General features: G+C 53.0%; 18 protein-coding genes. 9 read left to right on the forward strand and 9 right to left on the reverse strand.

Annotated elements, in window-relative coordinates:
• Positions 1-20: 20 nt before the first annotated feature.
• Positions 21-251: a hypothetical protein gene (locus tag BM040_RS12250; RefSeq protein ID WP_139217804.1), complete on the forward strand. Its 231-nt coding sequence runs from the start codon at positions 21-23 to the stop codon at positions 249-251.
• Positions 252-395: 144 nt separating this feature from the next.
• Positions 396-1,520 (forward strand): WD40 repeat domain-containing protein, encoded by a 1,125-nt coding sequence (locus BM040_RS12255; RefSeq protein ID WP_092101648.1) that lies wholly within the window; start codon positions 396-398, stop codon positions 1,518-1,520.
• A gap of 85 nt (positions 1,521-1,605) precedes the next feature.
• Here the strand turns inward: BM040_RS12255 and BM040_RS12260 are convergent, their stop codons facing one another.
• Positions 1,606-2,991 carry a DUF5723 family protein gene (locus tag BM040_RS12260; protein WP_092101653.1) on the reverse strand — a complete coding sequence of 462 codons (1,386 nt, stop codon included), beginning with the start codon at positions 2,989-2,991 and terminating at the stop codon, positions 1,606-1,608.
• Positions 2,992-3,238: 247 nt separating this feature from the next.
• Here BM040_RS12260 and meaB point away from each other — a divergent pair, with 247 nt between their 5' ends.
• Positions 3,239-4,219: a methylmalonyl Co-A mutase-associated GTPase MeaB gene (meaB, locus tag BM040_RS12265; RefSeq protein WP_092101658.1), complete on the forward strand. Its 981-nt coding sequence runs from the start codon at positions 3,239-3,241 to the stop codon at positions 4,217-4,219.
• Positions 4,220-4,900: 681 nt separating this feature from the next.
• On the opposite strand, the gene folB is transcribed toward meaB, so the two are convergent.
• From folB to BM040_RS12280, 3 genes are read right to left on the reverse strand one after another with little or no spacing between them, the layout of a single operon-like run.
• The gene (folB, locus tag BM040_RS12270) at positions 4,901-5,257 is read right to left on the reverse strand and encodes a dihydroneopterin aldolase (RefSeq protein WP_092101661.1); all 357 of its coding nucleotides are present in this window, start codon (positions 5,255-5,257) and stop codon (positions 4,901-4,903) included.
• Positions 5,258-5,269: 12 nt separating this feature from the next.
• Positions 5,270-6,241, reverse strand: a complete 972-nt coding sequence (locus BM040_RS12275) for a DivIVA domain-containing protein (RefSeq protein ID WP_092101664.1) — start codon at positions 6,239-6,241, stop codon at positions 5,270-5,272.
• Positions 6,242-6,244: 3 nt separating this feature from the next.
• The gene (locus BM040_RS12280; RefSeq protein WP_092101667.1) at positions 6,245-7,165 is read right to left on the reverse strand and encodes a WD40 repeat domain-containing protein; all 921 of its coding nucleotides are present in this window, start codon (positions 7,163-7,165) and stop codon (positions 6,245-6,247) included.
• Between the two features lie 103 nt (positions 7,166-7,268).
• Between BM040_RS12280 and BM040_RS12285 the strand changes: the two genes are divergently transcribed.
• Together BM040_RS12285 and BM040_RS12290 are read left to right on the forward strand one after the other, a co-directional pair.
• A complete protein-coding gene (locus BM040_RS12285) occupies positions 7,269-7,910 on the forward strand; it encodes a 4'-phosphopantetheinyl transferase superfamily protein (RefSeq protein WP_092101670.1) in 642 nt (213 codons plus the stop codon).
• Between the two features lie 24 nt (positions 7,911-7,934).
• Positions 7,935-8,510: a redoxin domain-containing protein gene (locus BM040_RS12290; protein WP_092101672.1), complete on the forward strand. Its 576-nt coding sequence runs from the start codon at positions 7,935-7,937 to the stop codon at positions 8,508-8,510.
• A gap of 84 nt (positions 8,511-8,594) precedes the next feature.
• Here the strand turns inward: BM040_RS12290 and BM040_RS12295 are convergent, their stop codons facing one another.
• From BM040_RS12295 to BM040_RS12315, 5 genes are all read right to left on the reverse strand, one after another.
• Positions 8,595-9,227 carry a class I SAM-dependent methyltransferase gene (locus BM040_RS12295; RefSeq protein ID WP_092101675.1) on the reverse strand — a complete coding sequence of 211 codons (633 nt, stop codon included), beginning with the start codon at positions 9,225-9,227 and terminating at the stop codon, positions 8,595-8,597.
• An 8-nt stretch (positions 9,228-9,235) separates the two neighbouring features.
• A complete protein-coding gene (locus BM040_RS12300) occupies positions 9,236-10,099 on the reverse strand; it encodes a transglutaminase-like domain-containing protein (protein WP_092101678.1) in 864 nt (287 codons plus the stop codon).
• Between the two features lie 147 nt (positions 10,100-10,246).
• Entirely contained in the window at positions 10,247-11,875 is a 1,629-nt protein-coding gene (locus BM040_RS12305; protein WP_092101681.1) for an acyl-CoA carboxylase subunit beta, read from the reverse strand.
• A 107-nt stretch (positions 11,876-11,982) separates the two neighbouring features.
• Positions 11,983-13,065, reverse strand: coding sequence for an MlaD family protein (locus BM040_RS12310; RefSeq protein ID WP_092101684.1), 1,083 nt, complete (start codon positions 13,063-13,065; stop codon positions 11,983-11,985).
• Positions 13,066-13,076: 11 nt separating this feature from the next.
• On the reverse strand, positions 13,077-13,859 hold the full coding sequence (locus BM040_RS12315; protein WP_092101687.1) for an N-acetylmuramoyl-L-alanine amidase family protein: 783 nt from the start codon (positions 13,857-13,859) through the stop codon (positions 13,077-13,079).
• A 73-nt stretch (positions 13,860-13,932) separates the two neighbouring features.
• Here BM040_RS12315 and BM040_RS12320 point away from each other — a divergent pair, with 73 nt between their 5' ends.
• The 4 genes from BM040_RS12320 to BM040_RS12335 all read left to right on the forward strand — a co-directional run bounded on the left by BM040_RS12320 (position 13,933) and on the right by BM040_RS12335 (position 19,325).
• On the forward strand, positions 13,933-16,650 hold the full coding sequence (locus tag BM040_RS12320; protein WP_092101690.1) for a putative LPS assembly protein LptD: 2,718 nt from the start codon (positions 13,933-13,935) through the stop codon (positions 16,648-16,650).
• Positions 16,651-16,727: 77 nt separating this feature from the next.
• Positions 16,728-17,546, forward strand: a complete 819-nt coding sequence (panB, locus tag BM040_RS12325; RefSeq protein ID WP_092101693.1) for a 3-methyl-2-oxobutanoate hydroxymethyltransferase — start codon at positions 16,728-16,730, stop codon at positions 17,544-17,546.
• A gap of 159 nt (positions 17,547-17,705) precedes the next feature.
• On the forward strand, positions 17,706-18,386 hold the full coding sequence (locus tag BM040_RS12330; protein WP_092101696.1) for an RluA family pseudouridine synthase: 681 nt from the start codon (positions 17,706-17,708) through the stop codon (positions 18,384-18,386).
• Positions 18,387-18,554: 168 nt separating this feature from the next.
• A complete protein-coding gene (locus BM040_RS12335; RefSeq protein ID WP_092101699.1) occupies positions 18,555-19,325 on the forward strand; it encodes an acyl-CoA desaturase in 771 nt (256 codons plus the stop codon).
• Positions 19,326-19,578: the final 253 nt, after the last annotated feature.

Below are 19,578 nucleotides of genomic sequence, written 5' to 3' on the forward strand. Positions count from 1 at the left end.
AGTACAAAACGATGAAAACGATGAAAACTAAACCTATAAAACTAGCCTCTGCCATTTTTGCGGGCACCTTGTTCTTCCTGGCCTCATGCGAGACCGGAGCCAATAACACCGAAATGCCGCCTGAGTCCACACAAGGAAATACACAGGAAACAGGCGCTCCCATTGATGGGGACAAACCCGGCACAGGCGATGACTCTACCAACGTAAACGATGTGCTGGCAGGCGAAGACACTGCCTCTGCCACGCAGTAGTAAAGTATAAACAGGAAAAAGAAAGCAGGTTAGCGCCTGCTTTTTTTGTTTGTGGCCAGTGTCATACTTCTTTTTTGAGCAGGAAGATTTTGGTTGGCACTCCTTTTGTACTTTACGCTGCCGTAAGACGTTTATCAAGGTGATATGATTAGACTAAGACTCTTTGCAGCAACTGCTCTGCTTGCCCTCGGCAGCTTCACCGCACAGGCACAGGGCGAGCGGAACAACTGGTACTTCGGCAAGGGGGCCGGCATCATGTTTAAGGGGGATTCTGCCATCGCCACTAACAGCAGGCTCTTTACCGAAGAAGGTAGCGCCACCATCTCCGATGCCGACGGCAAGCTACTTTTCTACACCAACGGCATCACCGTCTGGAACGGCGAACACCGCGTCATGCCGAACGGCAACGGGCTGATGGGCGGCAAGTCCTCCACGCAGTCGGCGCTTATACTTCCCAAACCCGGCAGCAGCACCATCTACTATATCTTCACCACCGATATCCAGGCGCAATCCGATGGCCTGCGCTACACAGTGGTAGACATGAGCAAACAGGAGGGTAAAGGCGACATCACCTCGCGCAACAACTTCCTGATTGCCCCGGCCACCGAGAAACTAACCGCCGTGCGCCACAGCAACAACAAAGACTGGTGGGTGATAGCGCACCGCTGGAACAGCAACGGCTACATGGCATTTCTGGTGAACGAGGAAGGCGTGGCGACCAGGCCTGTTTTGAGTCAGGTGGGCACCGTGCATGGCGGCCCCAACCGAAAGGCAATCGGTTACCTGAACGCCTCCCCGGATGGCACCAAGCTGGCCTCCGCCCTTTGGGACGCAGACAGTAACTTCGAAATCCTGAACTTCGACCGCAGTACCGGCCAGGTTTCCAACCCTATTCTTTTAAAAGGCTTTGAGGAGGCCTATGGAGTTGTTTTCTCGCCGGATGGCAGCAAGCTGTACGGCACGGCCAACGGCATAGGTGGTGGCAAAGCGCAGGTAGTGCAGTTCGACCTGAAGGCCGGTAGCCCAGAGGCCGTCGCTAAATCGGCCGTGGTGGTGGGTACTTCCAAGAGCCCGCGCATCGGGGCGCTGCAAGTGGGGCCGGATGGCAAAATTTATGTGGCCCGCCAGGACAACTATTATCTGGGCGTAATAAACAACCCGAACGCCAAAGGCGAGGCTGCTAACTATGTGGACGACGGTTTCCATTTAGGCAAGCAGAAGAGCGACTTGGGCCTGCCTAACTTCCCGCAGGGTATCAGCAAAAAGTAAGGTATAAAGTATAAACTGACAAAGAGCCAGCTCCTGCGAAGTATGCAGCGGCTGGCCCTTTTTATTCAATGACTGATTCTATACTTTAAAGTCTGCCCAACTTAAAGCGAAGGAAGGCAAAAGCCATGGAAGCACCTGGATTTTCGTCGGAAAGCGGACCCATAATATCTTTGGTGCTCAGGCCAAACTCATAGATTGGGGTTACAAAGGCAACGCCAAGCGGCAAATTCATTTTATCGCCCATACCGGCAGAAACCCCAGTGCTAAGGCGCAAGTTTCTAGTCGCCATCACGTCGATGCCTACGCCGAGAAAGTCTTGAGAAATATTGCCTGGCGCATCATTCAGGGCATGTACATAGTCCAGGCCCAGCTCCACATCCCGGGTTACATTCAGGCCGGCACCTAACCGCAGGCGGGTCGGTAGGTTAGTCTTCAATTCCTCCTGAGGAGCAAATTCCATCGACGTATTTACCAGCTGCTCGGCCATGTCCAGGGCGCTCTCAAAGCTGTTGCTTTCCTTGCTTTCCAGCTCCGAAAGTATAAATCCCTTATCCTGGCCAGCCATCAAATTCTCTGTCCACCGGATTGAACCTATATCCGTAACCGACACGGCTAACTTCACCTTCTTGGCCAGTTCGGCAGAAAGGCCAATATCGAAGCCATGCCCTGTGCCAACCGGCGTCAGCTCCTTCCGGATGTCGAGCAGTGTAGACAGGGGATTTGCAAAATAGTCGTCATTATCGACTGCCAGCGTTGGCGAAATGGCACCATAGGCGTTCACCTGCCCGTTCTTCACACTGAAGTCGCCAAGCGCCAGGCCCTGCACATAGCGGTAGCCTAGACCACCAGAAATAGAGACGCCGGAGAGGTCAACAATGGTGCGTCCGAAAGCGACATTCCATTCCTGCACCCAGGATGCCTTCAGCTCGGTTCCATCGAAAATATCGGCTACGTACACCAATTCATTCTCTCCGGTCTCTTTCGCAATAGCAGCATTTTGTCCTAAAAACAGGAGCTCTGAAAAGTTCTTGTTAAAGCCTGCGTACCCCAGCATGCGCTGCCGGTTGCTGAAGGCAAAGCCTCCAATTTTCGGGAAGTGCACCGATACGGCAAACGTATTCAACTCTCCCCCCAGGTTCAGCACATCGTCCGAGGTAAATGCCTGGGCATAGCTCTTCCTTTGTGCTAAGCTCTCGCCAGCAGGCTCTGCTTTCGCTCTAAAATCCCGGATCTTATCCTTTGTAAAGGCTTGTGAGCTGATTCCGAACCCTCCTTCCAGAAAAGTGAACGATAGCCGATGGCTGCTGCGGCCAAGGTTAGCAGGGTTAACCCCGATGGTCTGGTAGTCGCTGGCAAAGGTATTTACCACACCACCTCGCCCTGAGGCGCTTGTGTTACTGTACTCTGTTTGTGCAAATACTGAAACGTGTAGAGTTAGGCTTAGGAGGGCCAGCATCCAGATTTTTTTCATAGATGGGAAACTGGTAAAATTAGAAATATGCAAATCTGTTATAAAGAAAATGTGATTGCAGAACCAACCTAAAACTTTCCGAATAGGTTCAGAGTCAAGCCTGTTTGTTTTAACATCGTTCAGAAAAACTGCAGCCGGAATGGACTCATTTATACTTCATGGCCTATCATACTTCTGAAACTGGCGCAGCAACCTTTAAATAGTAACTTTGTAGAAGAGTATAATCTGCAACCAAACCCTTAGCTCCTTGGCCAAACGTTTTAGCTCCGAGACCTATGTAAAAGGCATTTTGGCCGGCGACCGCGTCATGCTCAGCCGCGCCATCACGCTGGTAGAAAGCCGCCTGGCCGCTGACCAGGAACTGGCGCAGCAGGTGGTCAGCCAGGTGCTGCCGCATGCCGGCAAGTCCGTGCGGATAGGCATAACCGGCGTGCCGGGTGTGGGCAAGAGCACCTTTATTGAGGCCTTCGGCAACTACCTAATCAAGGAGCAGGGCAAGAAGCTGGCAGTGCTGGCCATAGATCCGACCAGCCAGCGCTCCGGGGGCAGCATCCTCGGGGATAAAACCCGCATGGACTCGCTTGCTACCAACCCACAGGCCTTTATCCGGCCATCCCCGGCGGGCAAGTCGTTGGGAGGCGTGAGCCGCAGCACCCGCGAGAGCATAATACTTTGCGAGGCGGCAGGCTTTGACGCCGTTATTGTGGAGACGGTGGGTGTCGGGCAATCGGAAACGGCCGTGCACGCCATGGTAGACTTTTTCCTGCTGCTGATGCTGGCCGGTGCCGGCGACGAGCTGCAAGGCATAAAACGCGGCATCATGGAAATGGCCGATGCCATTGCTATCACCAAAGCCGATGGCGAGAACGTGGGTAAAGCCAGCGCCGCCCGCGCCGAATACCAGAGCGCCCTGCACCTCTACCCGCTGGGTGCTTCGGGTTGGTCGCCCAAGGTCAGCACCTGCTCCGCCCTCCAAAACACCGGCCTCGACACCATCTGGCAAACGATAGCCGATTACCTGCAGCTTACCCAAAGCAACGGCTACTTCGACAAAAAGCGCCACGACCAGAACCTGCAGTGGATGTACGAAGCCATTCGCCAGGGCCTGGAGGATAACTTCTATGCCCATGAGCAGGTAAAGCAGCAGCTGCCAGGTATAGCTGAACAGGTAAAAAGCGGCCAGAAATCGGCCTTCGCCGCTGCGGCGGAATTGCTGAGGTTGGTGTAGGAGTTACCGGCTTATTTTAAAGTATAACTTCTTCCTTTAAAAAGTTTGCGGCACTAAATCCAACCACCCCCTACCCTCAGAGCTACGCTCGCTACCTTCGAACTCTCGTTCTCGGTAGTCCAAGGAGGGGAACTCTGTCATTGCTTTGGCTGAAGTGTAGGCTTCATAGCCTTGGTTCTCGTGCGGACAGGTCACGACCTTTCCCTACAAGTATAAACCCACCCCTAGCCCCTCCCAAGAGGGGAATTGTCCGCAGGCGATTCACATCCCCCTACGCCCTTCGAAGGGGGACTTTGGCTAAAGCTGCAACAGCAGCGGCTATCGGACTGCTTCCCAGCCTTTGGGTTGAGCGCCTTGTACATGTTGCGGTGCCGAACGAAGTGAGGCAGCCGGAGCAGAGCGGAGGCAGCTTCAGGCACACCGCGCGATGCCCGAAGGCGAGGCCTCCCGGCCTAGGAGGGCAGAAAGTATGAAATGCAACGATAGCTCGTGTAAACCTGGAGGATGAACGGAAGCTAGTAAAGATAGCTTGATTCGAGTTGAGGTAAGCTGTGGCTATGAAAGTATAAACCGAAAGATAAAAGTATGGCTTTCTAAGCCAGCACGGGTACATACTATAAAACAAAAGCAGCCAGCCCATTTCTGAACCAGCTGCTTTCAAATCAATAAGTAACTCTTTAATTATCGCGCCTCCTCCAGGCTCACTTTTGCCCATTTGCAAATGCCGCCCAGCGGAGGATTGAACTTGTACACGTTCACTTTTACTAACTGCACAAACGGAAACCGCTCATACACCTTGTCGATGATGCGGTGGCCCAGGTGCTCCAGCAGGCGCGCCGGAGTTTTCATCTCCTCCAGCACCAGCGCGTACAGCACCTCGTAGTTTACCGTCTCGCCCAGGTTATCGGATTCAGCGGCGCGGCGCAGGTCGGTGTTGATGATCAGGTCGATGCCATACTTGTTGCCGATCTTCTGCTCCTCGTCGTAGTAGCCGTGGAAGGCAAAGAACTCCATGCCCTCCAGTGCAATCTGCCCCATCTCCCGCGCTTATTAGCCTATCTCGTCGAAGAAAGAACCGCCGGCAGCAGGCTTTACTGCAGCGCCATTGGCAACGAAAGAGTTACGCGATGGCTCAGTCAGCGGCGGCTGGATCTCTGGCTTATCGGGCTGCACCGGCTGAATTTCCGGTACCGGCCGCTCAATATCCGGGGCAGGCACGCGGCCCGGGTAGTCCGGCTCTGGCTGCGGTATCTCCGGCGACGGCACGTTCGGTACGATAGGCTCAGAAGGGCTTGGCACTTCTGGCTTAGGCTGTGTTACGTCCGGGGCCGGGTCTCCGATGGTGTCTGCTACAATGGCAACAGGTGCGTTGGCTGCCGTAGACTCTGGCAACTGTATTGTGTTGTTATTTGATGCTTTATCCATATCTCTCAGGTTTCGGAGCAGCTCCGAGGCACTTACCTCGGTGTTGGCTGCTTTTGAGAGAATACTGTGTGTGCCGGCTTTAGGTTTTGATCTGGCCTTCTCCGCGTTCTCCAGCGTCTCGGTGGCCAAGTTGCGCAGGTCGCGCACCAGGTGGTCGAGGTGGTTCTCCATCTGGCGGCACTCCTGGTCGAGCTGCTTTACCTGCTGCTGCATCTCGGCAATCACCTGTGCCGACTGGCGCTGGGCTTCCTCCAGCATCTGGCGTGCCTCGTTGCGCACACGGGCCATCAGTTCATCGGCCTTCAGCTCCGACTCGCGGGCCTGCAGCTCAGCAGACTTTTTAGCCTGCTCCAGGATGCTGTTGCCGGTATCCTCGGCCGTTTTTAAAGTCTTGTATAGCGATGACTCCACCTCGCGCAGCTTCTGGGTTTCGCGGTGGGCGGCTTCCAGCTTCAGGCGCAGGTCTTTGTTCTCATCCTGCAGCTTCTCCCACTGCTGCGAGAGCGTCAGCAAAAACGCATTTACCTCATCCTTGTCTAGTCCTCTGAATGCTTTCTCAAACGTTTTTTGCCTGATCTCTAACGGTGTAATCTTCATAACTCAAAAATTTATATCCCAAACCGAAATGGTGCGGTCATCGCTACACGAAACTAACTGATTCTGGTGAGCTGACCAAAATAATTTATTTACCGAGGTGCCGTGTCCGCCATGTCGCACTTTATCAATCACTTTCAGCAACTTAAAAGTATGGGCATCCCACACCTTTATGGATTTATCCATGCTGCAGGTGGCAAAGTAATCGCCGCTGGGGCTGTAGGTGATGTGGTTGATGGCATACATGTGCGCTATTACATATCCCTTCTCGGTATAATTCTTCCCGGCGTTCCATACCCGTAGGTGGGCGTCGCGGCCAGCGCTCAGCAGCAGTTTCCCGTCCGGCGAGAAGGCCACAGAAAACACCGAGTTGGTATGCGATGCCAGTTCATACTTGAGCTCCATACTTTGGGCGTCGAAGATGCGTATTTTATGATCGCTGTAGCCCACGGCAAGCTCGTGGCTATACTTGTTGTAGGCCAGGGTGCGGGCGCTCTTGTCGGTTTTGCGGATGATAGTCTGCAGCTCAAAGGTTTCCAGGTCCAGCACGGCTACCCCGCCGCTTCCCAGGCCCACGTATACTCTGCCCTCTTCCGGAACAGCTTTGATATCAAAAATGGCCACCTTAGGCAGCGGCACCGATTTAAGTATACTTTTGCTCGCAAGGTCTATCACCTGCACCCCTTCCTGGTTTTGCCCGATAAGCAGCAGGTTCCGCTGCGGCACGTGGTGCAGCGCGTACACCGAGGCGCTTACCCGCGCCACCAATTCGCCGTTTTCAGGAGCCGTAAGGTCCCAGGCTACCACCATCCCGTCGCCGGCAGCAGAGAAAAACAGGTGCTCCTCGCCGGCCGGCACCAGCGTGTACACGCTGTCGCGGTGCCCGGTAAGGGTTGCCAGTTTCGCTACCTGAACTTTACTCGCCATAATGTCTGTTTCTGGTGTTAGATAAATTTAGCCTAAATTTACGATAATTAACCTGAATGGCCCGGGCATACTTTCCTAACGCCCTGTTTATACTTTATTGCCTATGCCGCTGCTATACGCTAAACAACTGAACCCACACACCCGCCTGGGCATTTGGGAGTTAGCCGAGCCGGCAGAGGAACTAAGGGCAGCCTTGCCAGCACATGTGGCCGTGGAAGCCGGTCTGGAGCAGGTGCACCCCAAACGGCAGCTGGAGTGGCTGGCAAGCCGGGCGCTGGCTTATAAGCTTTTGCAAGAGTTCAGCACCCACCCACTCCAGCTGCTGCGCAACCAGCACGGCAAGCCCTACTTTCCGGATTCAGGCCTTCAGGTATCCATTTCTCACTCGCCCAAACTGGCGGCCGTTATACTCTCCGATAAGTATGAGGTTGGCATAGATATTGAATTGATATCTGCAAAGGCGTTGCGGGTACAGGACAAGTTTTTGACTGATGCGGAGAAAAGCCATACGTTGGCCAATGAGCAAAACACTTGCCTTTACTGGAGCGCAAAGGAAACACTGTACAAACTATACAGCCGTAAGCAATTGATTTTTAAGGATAACCTGGAAGTAAAACCAGCTCCTGACCCAAATTTACTGTTGGGCCGTGTGAAAACTGAAAATTTTTCTAAATTGTACCGTATTAACTTCGAGTTGCTCCAGAGCCATGTGCTGACTTACTGCATAGACGACAGTGCAACCTGATCCCGCCACCTAAACACAAAAGACATGAAACAGTTATTCACGCTTGCCACCGCCTTACTCGTCTCTGTGGGAGTTTATGCCCAAGGGTATAAGGTGGGCGACAAAGTAGCCGATTTTACGCTGCAGGGCGCCAATAACCAAAGCGTCACCCTCAGTGAGTTGGCCAACGCCAAAACCGTGGTGCTGGTGTTTACCAACAACCAATGCCCCTACGCCAAGCTTTACGAAAACCGCCTGGTAACGCTGGCCAGCAACTACAACGCAAAGGGCACGCAGTTTATCTTCATTAACCCTGGTGCCGGCGACGCAGGCGAAACCCTGCAGGACATGGCGAGCCGGAAGTATAGCCCTTACCTGGCCGATGTGGGGCAGAAGGTAAGTAGCCAGTTTGGAGCCACTAAAACCCCCGAGGTGTTTGTGCTGCACAACACCGGTGAGGAGTTTATCCTGAAGTATAAAGGCGCCATTGACGATAACCCGCAGATGGAGAGCGGTGTGAAGAACTTTTACCTGCGCAATGTGCTGGACGAAGTAATAGCAAACCATCCAGTGTCCACCAGCGACAAACGTGCCACCGGCTGTCTTATCAAGAAATACTAAAGTATAACAGCAGCATAAAACACAGCGGCCGCCCCTGAAGGATAGGGGCGGCCGCTGTGTTTTATGCGTTAAAGTATAAACCGGCTATACTTTCTTGCAGCAGGTCGCCAGGTAAAATTTGAGAGCCGGTTTGCCAGGCTTGTTTTTCATGGGCTCCTCAACCTCCGTGACCTTCGCCAAGCCATACTTCCCAAACTCCTGCTTTACCGAATCTGCATTGTAGAAGAACATCTTCACGCCTTCCATGATCTCAAAGCGGTTCCGACTCACTTGTCTGCCTGTGCTATAGTTAGGCGATTTCGTTGAAACTGCCGAGAAAACCATGTACCCTCCTGGCCTAAGCTGATTATAGCAATCGTTCAGCAGCTTTCTTCTCTCCCTTTGATTGAGCAGATGGATGAGTGCGTGGCAAAAGATACCGTCATAGAGCACCGCATCGTAGGGCATGTCGGTTACAGAGCCGTGGTGGATTTTTATACTTTCTCCGTAGTGGGTTTTAGCCAGATCTATTGCCGTTCGGGAAATCTCTATGCCACTCACGTCCATCCCGCTTTCCCGGAACAACTGTGCATTCCGGCCATACCCCATCCCTGGAACAAGTATACGCTGGAGCTGCTTCTCCTGGAAAAGGTCCTTTGCCGCCAACGCGGATTCGCTGGGCTCAAAACCCCACATCGTCTGTTTCTCCACAAAACTTGACTCCCAGAACTCCGCCATCTTCCGGTTTATAAGGTTTCTCTCTGGTTAGGCTGCTCCTCGTCCGAGATAATTTCCAGCAGCTTGGTCACTTCGGTGGCCTTCTCCGGATCATCCATTTTCTCGAACGAGAAGGCCAGGTTCCGCAGTGCCCGCTTGATGATGTCGAGGTTGCTGCAGGGCTCGTAGAAAATATCGACCGGGTTCAGGTTCAGTTGCAGGATGTAGCTGTCTATGTCGGCCTTGGAAAGTATAAGTCCCTTGTTGTACACGTTGATGTAGAACTGCAGCCCGTTCATTTTATAGGTAAGTATAAACAGGTTGGGCAGGTTTACGCCATACACGGGCATGTTCAGGCGTTGCGCCAGCGTCATGTAAATAACGCATAAGGTCAGCGGGTTACCGCGCTTGCTCTCCAGCACCAGGTGCAGCATAGAGTTAGCCGGCGAATGAAAGTTCTTGGTGTTGGCCGAGAAGCGCTTCTCCCGGAACAGCACGTTATTCAGCGCCTTCACCTGGTCGTAAGGGTGCATATCATCCTTCATCTGCGTCCAGGCATCAAAGTAGAGCTGGTCCATGGTTTTACCGATGCTCGCAAAGTCCACATCCGGGTACAGGTAGGAGTTCACCAGGAACATCCCCTCCAGCAGGTTCTCCGCACCAGCATCCCTCCACTCCAGCAAGCGCTTTTGCAGCGCCTCAAACTGCAGGTTGTGTATCAGGTCCTCTATCTTCTTCTGAAGGCTGGAGTTCAGGGTTTCCTCCCACTCCTCTTCCAAAAAAGGGATAATCCCCTCGCCTAAATAAGCAATCTGCTTCTCCACATGCGACACTACCTCGAAATCACTATCATCCAACAGTGAGATCAGTGCCTTTATTTCTCCCTTTGTCACTACAAAAATATTCGGTAAGTAAGCTAATCAACATCACAGCAGATCAGGCTGCAACATGCCTCTCAGAGGCTTTCATGAAGATAACACACCTGATCTGCTTTATAATTCATTCCTGGTGCTTCACCACGATTTCATTTCCAACCAACCTCACGTCTGTATAACGCCTACATTGTAGGGTTTTTCGATGGGGGCGTGGTTGGCCGCCTCAATGCCCATCGAGATCACCTTGCGCGTCTCCAGTGGATCGATGATACCGTCTACCCACAGGCGGGCAGCAGCATAGTAGGGCGATAGCTCCTCGTTATACTTGTTGGTGATGCGCTCCAGCAGTTCCTGTTCTGCCTCCGGAGTAATCTCCTCCCCTTTTGCTTTCATGGCTGATACCTGAATCTGCAGCAAGGTATTGGCCGCGGCCGCCCCGCTCATCACGGCCAGCTGGGCCGTAGGCCAGGAATAGATCAGGCGCGGGTCGTAGGCTTTGCCGCACATGGCGTAATTGCCGGCCCCGTAACTGTTGCCGATAAGGATCGTGAACTTGGGCACCACCGAGTTGGCCATGGCATTTACCATTTTAGCGCCGTCTTTTATAATACCGCCGTGCTCCGCCTTGCTGCCCACCATAAACCCGGACACGTCCTGGAGGAACAACAGCGGAATCTTCTTTTGGTTGCAGTTCATGATAAAACGAGCCGCCTTGTCGGCAGAGTCGGAGTAGATCACGCCGCCCATCTGCATCTCGCCTTTCTTGCTTTTCACGATCTTGCGCTGGTTGGCCACAATGCCCACCGCCCAGCCGTCGATGCGGGCCAGGCCGCAGATAAGCGTCTGGCCGTAGAGGTCTTTATAGGGCTCGAACTCCGAGTTATCCACCAAGCGCAGGATGATGTCCATCATGTCGTAGGGCTTCACGCGGTCGGCCGGAAGTATACCGTAGATCTCCTGCGGGTTCAGCTTTGGCGCGGCGGGCTCCACCCGGCTAAAACCAGCCTTTGGGTTGTCGCCTAGTTTGTCGAAAATGGTGCGGATATGGTCCAGCGCCTCCTTATCGTCCTTGCATTTATAATCCGTAACGCCGGAAATCTCGCAATGGGTGGTGGCGCCGCCCAGCGTCTCGTTGTCTATACTTTCGCCGATGGCGGATTTTACCAGGTAGGAGCCCGCCAGGAAAACCGAGCCGGTTCCCTCCACAATCAGGGCCTCATCACTCATGATGGGCAGGTAAGCGCCCCCGGCCACGCAGCTGCCCATGATGGCGGCAATCTGCACGATACCCATCGAGCTCATGACGGCGTTGTTGCGGAACATGCGGCCAAAGTGCTCTTTATCAGGGAAAATCTCGTTTTGCATCGGCAGAAACACGCCGGCACTATCCACCAGGTACACGATGGGCAGTCTGTTTCCGATGGAGATCTCCTGGGCGCGCAGGTTTTTCTTGGCCGTGATCGGGAACCAGGCACCGGCTTTTACGGTAGCATCGTTGGCCACCACCACGCACTGGCGGCCTTTGATGTAACCGATGCCGGTCACCACCCCGCCACTGGGGCAGCCGCCTTCTTCCTCATACATGCCTTCACCGGCAAAAGCACCGATTTCCAGAAACTCGCTGCCTTCATCCAGCAGGTAGGCAATGCGCTCGCGGGCTGTCATCTTGCCTTTCTGGTGCTCCTTCTCGATGCGTTTCTGGCCACCGCCCAGGTATACTTTCTTCAGTTTGCTCTGCAGCTGAAAGACCTGCTGCTTCAGGGAGTCCTCGTTCTTATTGAATTCAATGTCCATCCAGGGTTAGATTAGTTTTTAGGGGTTTAAGGGAAGTATAAAATGCGAAAATCCGCCCATAAAAGCGGATTTTACAAATATATAAATTTCAAAAATAGCGCACGGCATTAATCTCTTATACTGTCGGCCCCGGTTGCGCCCTTGCCTGTACTTGTTTCTGGCACAGGCACATACACCGTATCCGGCACGGTTCTAAACTCCTGCGGGTGCCTGTCCTGCAGCTCTTTTACTTCTTCCAGGGTAATTACACGGCCTGTCTCGTCTACTTTATACTTGTCTTTGCGGCCAAACACAGAGAAACTCACATAGCGCTTGGGGTAGGCCTGAATGTCGCGCAGCAGCAGGTTCAGCGCCTCCGTGGAGCGGTTCATGTTCTCATACAGCTGCTCGTCGTGCATGAGCTTACCCAGCGATCCATCAGGGGAGTTCAGCTTGGCCACAGCCGACTGAAGTTCCGTTACAGCCAGGTTGGCATTATCTACCAGCTTGATTATCTCTACCTGCTTCAGCGTATCGGTTATCTCCACCATGTTGCTGCTCAGATGGTTCAGGTTGCGCTGCGTTTGCTTCAGGGCTGTTGTCAGCTCGCTCACGTTGCGCGTTATCTGATTGATGTTATTTTGGTTGGCATTGAGCATCTCATACAGGGCGGCCGTACTCTTGTTGGTATTCTCCAGAATCTCCTGGATGTTGCCCTTGGTCTCTGCGTCGAGCAGGCGGTTCACACGGGCCAGCGTGGTGTCCACTTTGTCAATGATGGGCACCGTTTTGGTGGAGATCATCTCCGTGATGCTGCTCTGGGTGAAGGGGATGAGCGTTTCGCCGCCCTTATAGGTAGTAGTGCTGTTGCCCAAGTATAGCGTGATGGCCTTGCTTCCCAGGATGTCGGAGCTCCCAAGCGCCGCAATCGTCGAGTCACCTACCTGCAGGTCTTGCATCACCTCCAGCTCTACCTGCACTTTGTTCTGGTTGTCTGTCATCAGCCGGAGCTTTCGGACAGAGCCAACCTGCACACCGTTTAAGATAACAGGATTGGATACATTCAGGCCGTCCACGTTATCGTAGATTACAAAGTACCGGTGTGTGTCAGAGAAAATATCCGACCCTTTCAGGTACATAAACCCGAAGTATAGTAAAACGAGCGCCACAATTCCCAGCAGCGCCACTTTTGTTTCCTTTGATATCTTCACGTAGGAATGTCTTAGTTCATCGCCTCCATTTCTTGTTTGTACTCCTTGAAGGCGCGATATATACCTGATGCAATATACGCTTGCCCGGTCTTATCGTTAAGAAATTTTTCCTCGGTGGGGTTGGTCAGGAAGCCGCACTCTATCAGCACGCTCGGCATATAAGACTTCCAGAGCACCAGAAAGCCCGCCTGCTTCACGCCACGGCTCTTGCGGCCGGCGCGGGTGCTGAACTCGCGCTCCACCTTTTCGGCAAAACGGAGGCTGTTATCCATGTAAGCGCTTTGGTGCAGGGCAAACAGGATGTGGCTCTGCGGAGAGTTCGGATCGAAGCCGTTGTAGTTGGCCTCATAGTTATCCTCCTGCAAAATTACGGAGTTTTCGCGCTTGGCTACCTCCAGGTTTCCGTTGGAAGTATGGAGGCCCATGGTATAGGTCTCGGTGCCGTAAGCTGTGGGAGGGCCTGCGTTCAGGTGGATGGAAATGAAGAGATCTGCGTTGTTTTTATTGGCGATGCCGGCGCGGTCTATCAGCTCCACAAACTTATCTTCGGTGCGGGTGTAAACCACTTTCACGTCCGGCACGTTCTTCTCAATCAGGGCACCTACCTGCTTGGCAATATCAAGGGCAACGTGTGCCTCGTGAGAGAATTTACCATTACACCCCACATCCTTGCCCCCATGACCAGCATCGATTACAACAGTACGGACTTTGTACTCTTTCTTAAATTCAAGGGTATTCGAGGAGCACAGTAAAAAAACAAAAGCCAGAATGGATACAGTAACAATATTTTTCACAACGCTCGTTAGTTAAAAGCTAAAACAATAACTTTGTACAAATTAAGTAAACTTTTAGGGAACTCTGAAGAAGTTGCGCTACTACATTCTGTTTTTTTTGCTGCTGTTGCAGACCGCCATATTCATAGCCCCGTCGGCTCATGCCCAACGCGGACTTAGACGTGCGGGCACCGTTGCACAACAGGATACGCCCACTGTAGCTTCGCAGGATACAGCCCTTGTTGCCGGGCAAGACTCTGTTAGCCTAAACCCGCCTCAGGGCGATATTGCGACCACCATCAAATACTCTGCCAGAGACTCGATGCAGTTTGAGGTGGACAACAAAGTCGTACACCTCTACGGCGATGCCAAGATCGTTTATGGCGACATGAACCTGGAGGCGGCCTACATCCAAATCAACTACGAAACCAACACCCTTACCGCCACCACCCTCCCCGACTCCACAGGCAAGGAAGTCGGAACGCCGGTATTTACGCAAGGCGCCGAGACTTATGCTGCCAAGCGTATTGCCTACAACTACAAGACCCGCCGTGGGCGCATATCTGAGGTAGTAACGCAGCAAGGCGAGGGATATATACACTCGGAGGTGGTAAAGCGTAACGAAAACAACGAATTTTTCGGTCTGCACAACAAGTATACGACCTGTAACCTGGAGCACCCGCACTTCTACATCAACGCCGGCAAGATAAAGGCCATCCCGAACGACAAGGTAATGGCTGGTCCGTTTAACCTCGTGGTCGGAGATATCCCCACCCCGCTGGGCTTCTTGTTTGGCCTCTTCCCCACCCCCAAAACAAAGCGATCGTCGGGGGTGATAGTGCCTAGCTACGGAGAAAACTCGGCCAGGGGTTTCTTCCTGAACGACGGTGGCTACTACTTTGCCTGGAACGATTACATGGGCACGCGCCTTACCGGCGACATTTTCTCGCTGGGTGGATACGAGGTGCAGGCCAACACGGACTACGTGAAGCGCTACTCCTACCGGGGTAACCTTAACTTTTCCTATAGCAACTTCAAGAACGACGAGGCAGACAGGGCAGCGGCAGAGGGCCGGGCGCGTACCACTGACAATATCTTTGCGCAGTTGCCCAAGTCGCAGAAAACCTTCTGGATCAGGTGGAGCCATAGCCCTACGACCAAACCGGGGCGCGGCTCTTTCAGTGCAAGCGTGAACGCCGGTAGCCAAACCCACCAGCGCGTTAACTACCAGAGCCAGGCACAGTACCTGAGTCCGTCTTTCAGCTCGAACGTGTCTTACCAGAAGACAGTACCTAACTCACCGTTCAGCTATACGGTGAAAGCCAGCCAGAGCCAGAACACGACGAGTGGCAGAATGGACTTTATACTTCCGGACCTGAGCTTCAGCATGTCGCAGGTCTCGGTGTCTGAGTTGTTCTCCAACGGCCCCTCCACCACCAATAACTGGTATGACAAGTTCACGCTGTCTTACAACGTGCGTGCCTCTAACACCGTGACAAATCAGACGCCGGCCCGCACACGCTCCGATATTCCGATACTGGAGCCCGCTGCTGCCGACACCATTCCTATCAACTTCAGCAACCTCCAGCGCTTGTGGGAGAGCGGACAAAAACAAGCGGTTCATACCTTTGGCATCGGCTTAGGTAACTATAAGATTGCGCGCTTCTTTAACTTCAGCCCTACCGTAAACTACAGCGAAACCTGGCTCGACGAGAAGTATAGCTTCCGCTTCAACCCGGACTCGCAGCGCGTTGATATCGACACCACCAGCTTTGGCAGGGTGTACCAGTACAGTGCAGGCGCCAACCTGAGCACCACCGTCTACGGTACGGTTAACTTCCGAGAGGGCGGCAAAGTGGAGGCCATCCGCCACCTGGTGCGCCCAAGCGTTAGCTACAGTTTCCGCCCTGACTTTGCCGACGAGCGCTTTGGCTTCTACCAACGCACCCTGGTGGGCAGGGACCAACGCACAAACGAGGCCCTGTACCAGGACCTGGGACGTTTCAGAGCCGGCCTGCCCGGAACCGGGCTCAGCTCTGCTTTGAGCTTCAGTATTGACAACAGTGTGGAGATGAAGGTGCGCACGGAGAGCGATACCGCTGGGGTGAAGTCGGAGAAGGTAAGTATCATCGACAACCTGCGTCTCTCTTCCGGCTACGATTTTGCACGCGACTCACTGAAGCTTTCCCCAATCAGGATATCCCTGAACACAAAGCTCTTCAAGTTCATCAACATGAACTTCAACTCCACGCTGGACCCTTACGAGAAAGATACGCTAGGTCGCTCTATCGACACTTACTTCCTGGATATATCCAAAGGAAGACTGGGTAGGATTGCGAACGCCGGCCTAAATCTGACCGCCAGCCTGACACCGGAAACCTTCCGGTCCGGTACGGATGCTGCCCCGCCGGACAACCTGCCCTCGCTGGAGCAAGAGCCGTTCGCGCAGATGCTACCCGATTATGTGGACTTCAAAATTCCGTGGACGCTGAACCTAAACTACTCGCTCAACTATAATAGGTCTTTCGGCCTGAGAGGGCAAACGAACGTAATTCAGACAGTGGGTATTGACGGCTCGCTGAACGTAACGGAGAAATGGAAGGTAACCTATAACGCCACTTACGACATCTCGAACCAGAACATCTCCTACGCCAACGTGCAGATTTACCGCGACCTGCACTGCTGGGACATGAGCATCGGCTGGGTGCCGTTTGGACTGCTCCGGGGCTACAACCTGACGATAAACGCCCGCTCGGCACTGCTGCAGGATTTGAAACTCACCAAGCGCAGCTCTACAGGGTATAACTACTAACATGCAACAGCCACAACAAAAGGTGGCTGTTGTTGTTTTTATATTTTATAGCTTTACATTCCAAACAACCGAAAGCTATGTCTGTACATAAAAACGACATCAAGAAAATTACCACGCACCAGTTGCAGAACATGAAGGAGCGTGGTGAGAAGATATCCATGCTTACCGCTTACGACTTCTCCATGGCCACCATTCTGGATGCCGCTGGGGTAGACGTGCTGCTGGTAGGCGACTCTGCCTCCAACGTAATGGCAGGACATGAGACCACACTCCCCATTACCTTGGACCAGATGATTTACCACGCCTCGTCGGTGGTACGTGGGGTGAGCCGGGCCTTTGTGGTAGTAGACCTTCCCTTTGGATCTTACCAGGGCAACTCGTCGGAGGCGCTGCGATCCACCATCCGCATCATGAAAGAGTCCGGGGCACACGGCGTGAAGATTGAAGGCGGTGCCGAGATAAAAGACTCTGTAACGCGTATCCTCAGCGCCGGTGTGCCGGTGATGGGGCACCTGGGCCTGACCCCGCAGTCTATCTATAAATTTGGCACCTACACGGTGCGCGCCAAGGAAGAAGCCGAAGCGCAGAAGCTGATTGACGATGCCCTACTGCTGCAGGAACTTGGCTGCTTTGCCATTGTACTGGAGAAAATTCCGTCAGAGTTGGCCAAGCGCGTTGCCGAGCAGCTGCAGATTCCTATTATCGGCATTGGTGCCGGGCCGCACGTGGACGGACAGGTGCTGGTGGTGCACGACATGTTGGGCATCAACAAGGAGTTTAAACCCCGTTTCCTGCGCCGCTACGCCGACCTGCACACCATCATGACCGATGCCGTGCAGCACTACGTGAAGGATGTGAAGAGCAAAGACTTCCCGAGCGAAAAAGAAGCATACTAGTTTGAGTTAAGAGTTATGAGTTAAAAGTTAAGAGTGGGATGATTCTCTTAAGCATTAAAGAATCAAAAAAACATACTGATAACGCGGCTCTTCCACGCTCCCCCTATTCAGCATAATCAAACTTTTAACTCATAACTCTTAACTCTCAACTAAACCTCCATGGCTTCTTTAGATGTTCTTTTTGAGGATAACCATGTGCTGGTGGTAAACAAGCCAGCGGGACTGCTGGTGCATGGCGACGAAACGGGAGATGTAACGCTGGCAGACCTGGCGAAGGAGTATATTAGAGAGAAGTATAATAAGCCGGGCAACGTGTTTGTGGGAGTAGTGCACCGCCTCGACAGACCTGTAAGTGGTGTGGTGCTGCTGGCCAAAACATCCAAAGCCCTTGCCCGCCTGAACGAACTGTTCCGCAGCAAGAAAACCATCAAAACCTATTGGGCCGTCGTACAGAACCGCCCGAAGCAGGAGCAGGGCAACCTGGTGCACTGGCTCGTGAAAGACAGTAGCCGCAACGTAACCAAGGCCTTTGCCAAAGAAAACCCTAACGGCGCCCGCTCCGAATTGAATTATACGTTGCTCACCTCACAACAGGGAAAGTACTTGCTTGAGGTTAATCCCATTACCGGCAGGCCGCACCAGATACGGGTGCAGCTGGCCTCTATGCAATGCCCTATACTTGGCGATTTGAAGTATGGCGCCCCGCAGCCCCTACCAGATAAAAGTATAGCCTTGCACGCCCGCCAGCTCCGGTTCACGCACCCGACGCTTAAGACAGAGGTTAAGGTCAGCGCGCCTCTTCCGGATGCACCCGTCTGGAATCCCTTCAGGCATCTTTAGCACGCTTCAGAGAAGGCTGGCAAAAATGATATTTGTCATTTTTCTGAACTTTTACGCTGCTAATGTTATTTTACTTTTAATTTCGTATGTAGCTTTGCGTAAGGCAACTCGTGCGCATTAATACAGCTGCCCTCAAACCGAACAAATCACTAAATACCTGTTACATTAATGGCAATCCTTATCTTTTTTGTGGTGCATTGGTACCTGTCGCTGTTCGTACAGACGTTTTACCTCCACCGCTACGCAGCACACAAGATGTTTACCATGAGCCCGTTCTGGGAAAAGGCATTTTACCTGCTGACTTACATAGCCCAGGGCTCCTCGTTCCTGTCGCCGCGTGCCTATGCCATACTTCACCGTATGCACCACGCCTTCTCCGACACCGAGCGCGACCCGCACTCGCCGCATTACTCCAGCAACGCCTTCTCGATGATGTGGAAGACGAAGGAGATTTACAACAACGTGCTCAACAACCGCGTGGAGCCGGAGCGTCGTTTTGAGGGCAACTACCCGGTTTGGCCATTGATAGAGAAAATTGGTGACTCCTGGTACTCAAGAGCGGGTTGGGGTGTAGCTTACGTGTTGTTTTACATCGCCTTTGCCACGCAGTGGTGGATGTTCCTGCTGCTGCCAATCCACTTCCTGATGGGTCCGGTGCACGGCGCAATTGTAAACTGGAGCGGCCACAAGTACGGCTACCAGAACTTCGATAACAACGACAAGTCGAAGAACTCCCTTTTCTTTGATTTCCTGACAGGCGGAGAACTGTTCCAGAACAACCACCACAAGCTACCTAACCGCGTGAACTTTGGCGTGAAGTGGTGGGAAGTTGACCCAACCTGGCCGGTAATCTGGACACTGAACAAGCTCAGCATCATCAAGCTGAAGCCTGTGAAAGTAAGAGCTGCCAAGCCACCTAGAGTTAAAGCAAATGCTTAATCATATCGAAAGCCCTCCCGCAACGGAGGGCTTTTTTTATACTTTATACTTCAGGTTGCAATTGAGCTTTTGCAGTACCGGGTCCAACCACCCCTACCCCTCAGAGCTACGCTCGCTACCTTCGAACTCCCGTTCTCGGTAGTCTAAGGCGGGAAGTCTGTAATTACTTTGGCTGAAGTATAAATTTCGTAGCTGCTGTACTTGCGCGGACAGGTCGCGACCTGTCCCTACAAAGTATAAACCCACCCCAGCC

The organism is Pontibacter chinhatensis (assembly GCF_900113285.1).
Taxonomy (GTDB): Bacteria; Bacteroidota; Bacteroidia; order Cytophagales; family Hymenobacteraceae; genus Pontibacter; species Pontibacter chinhatensis.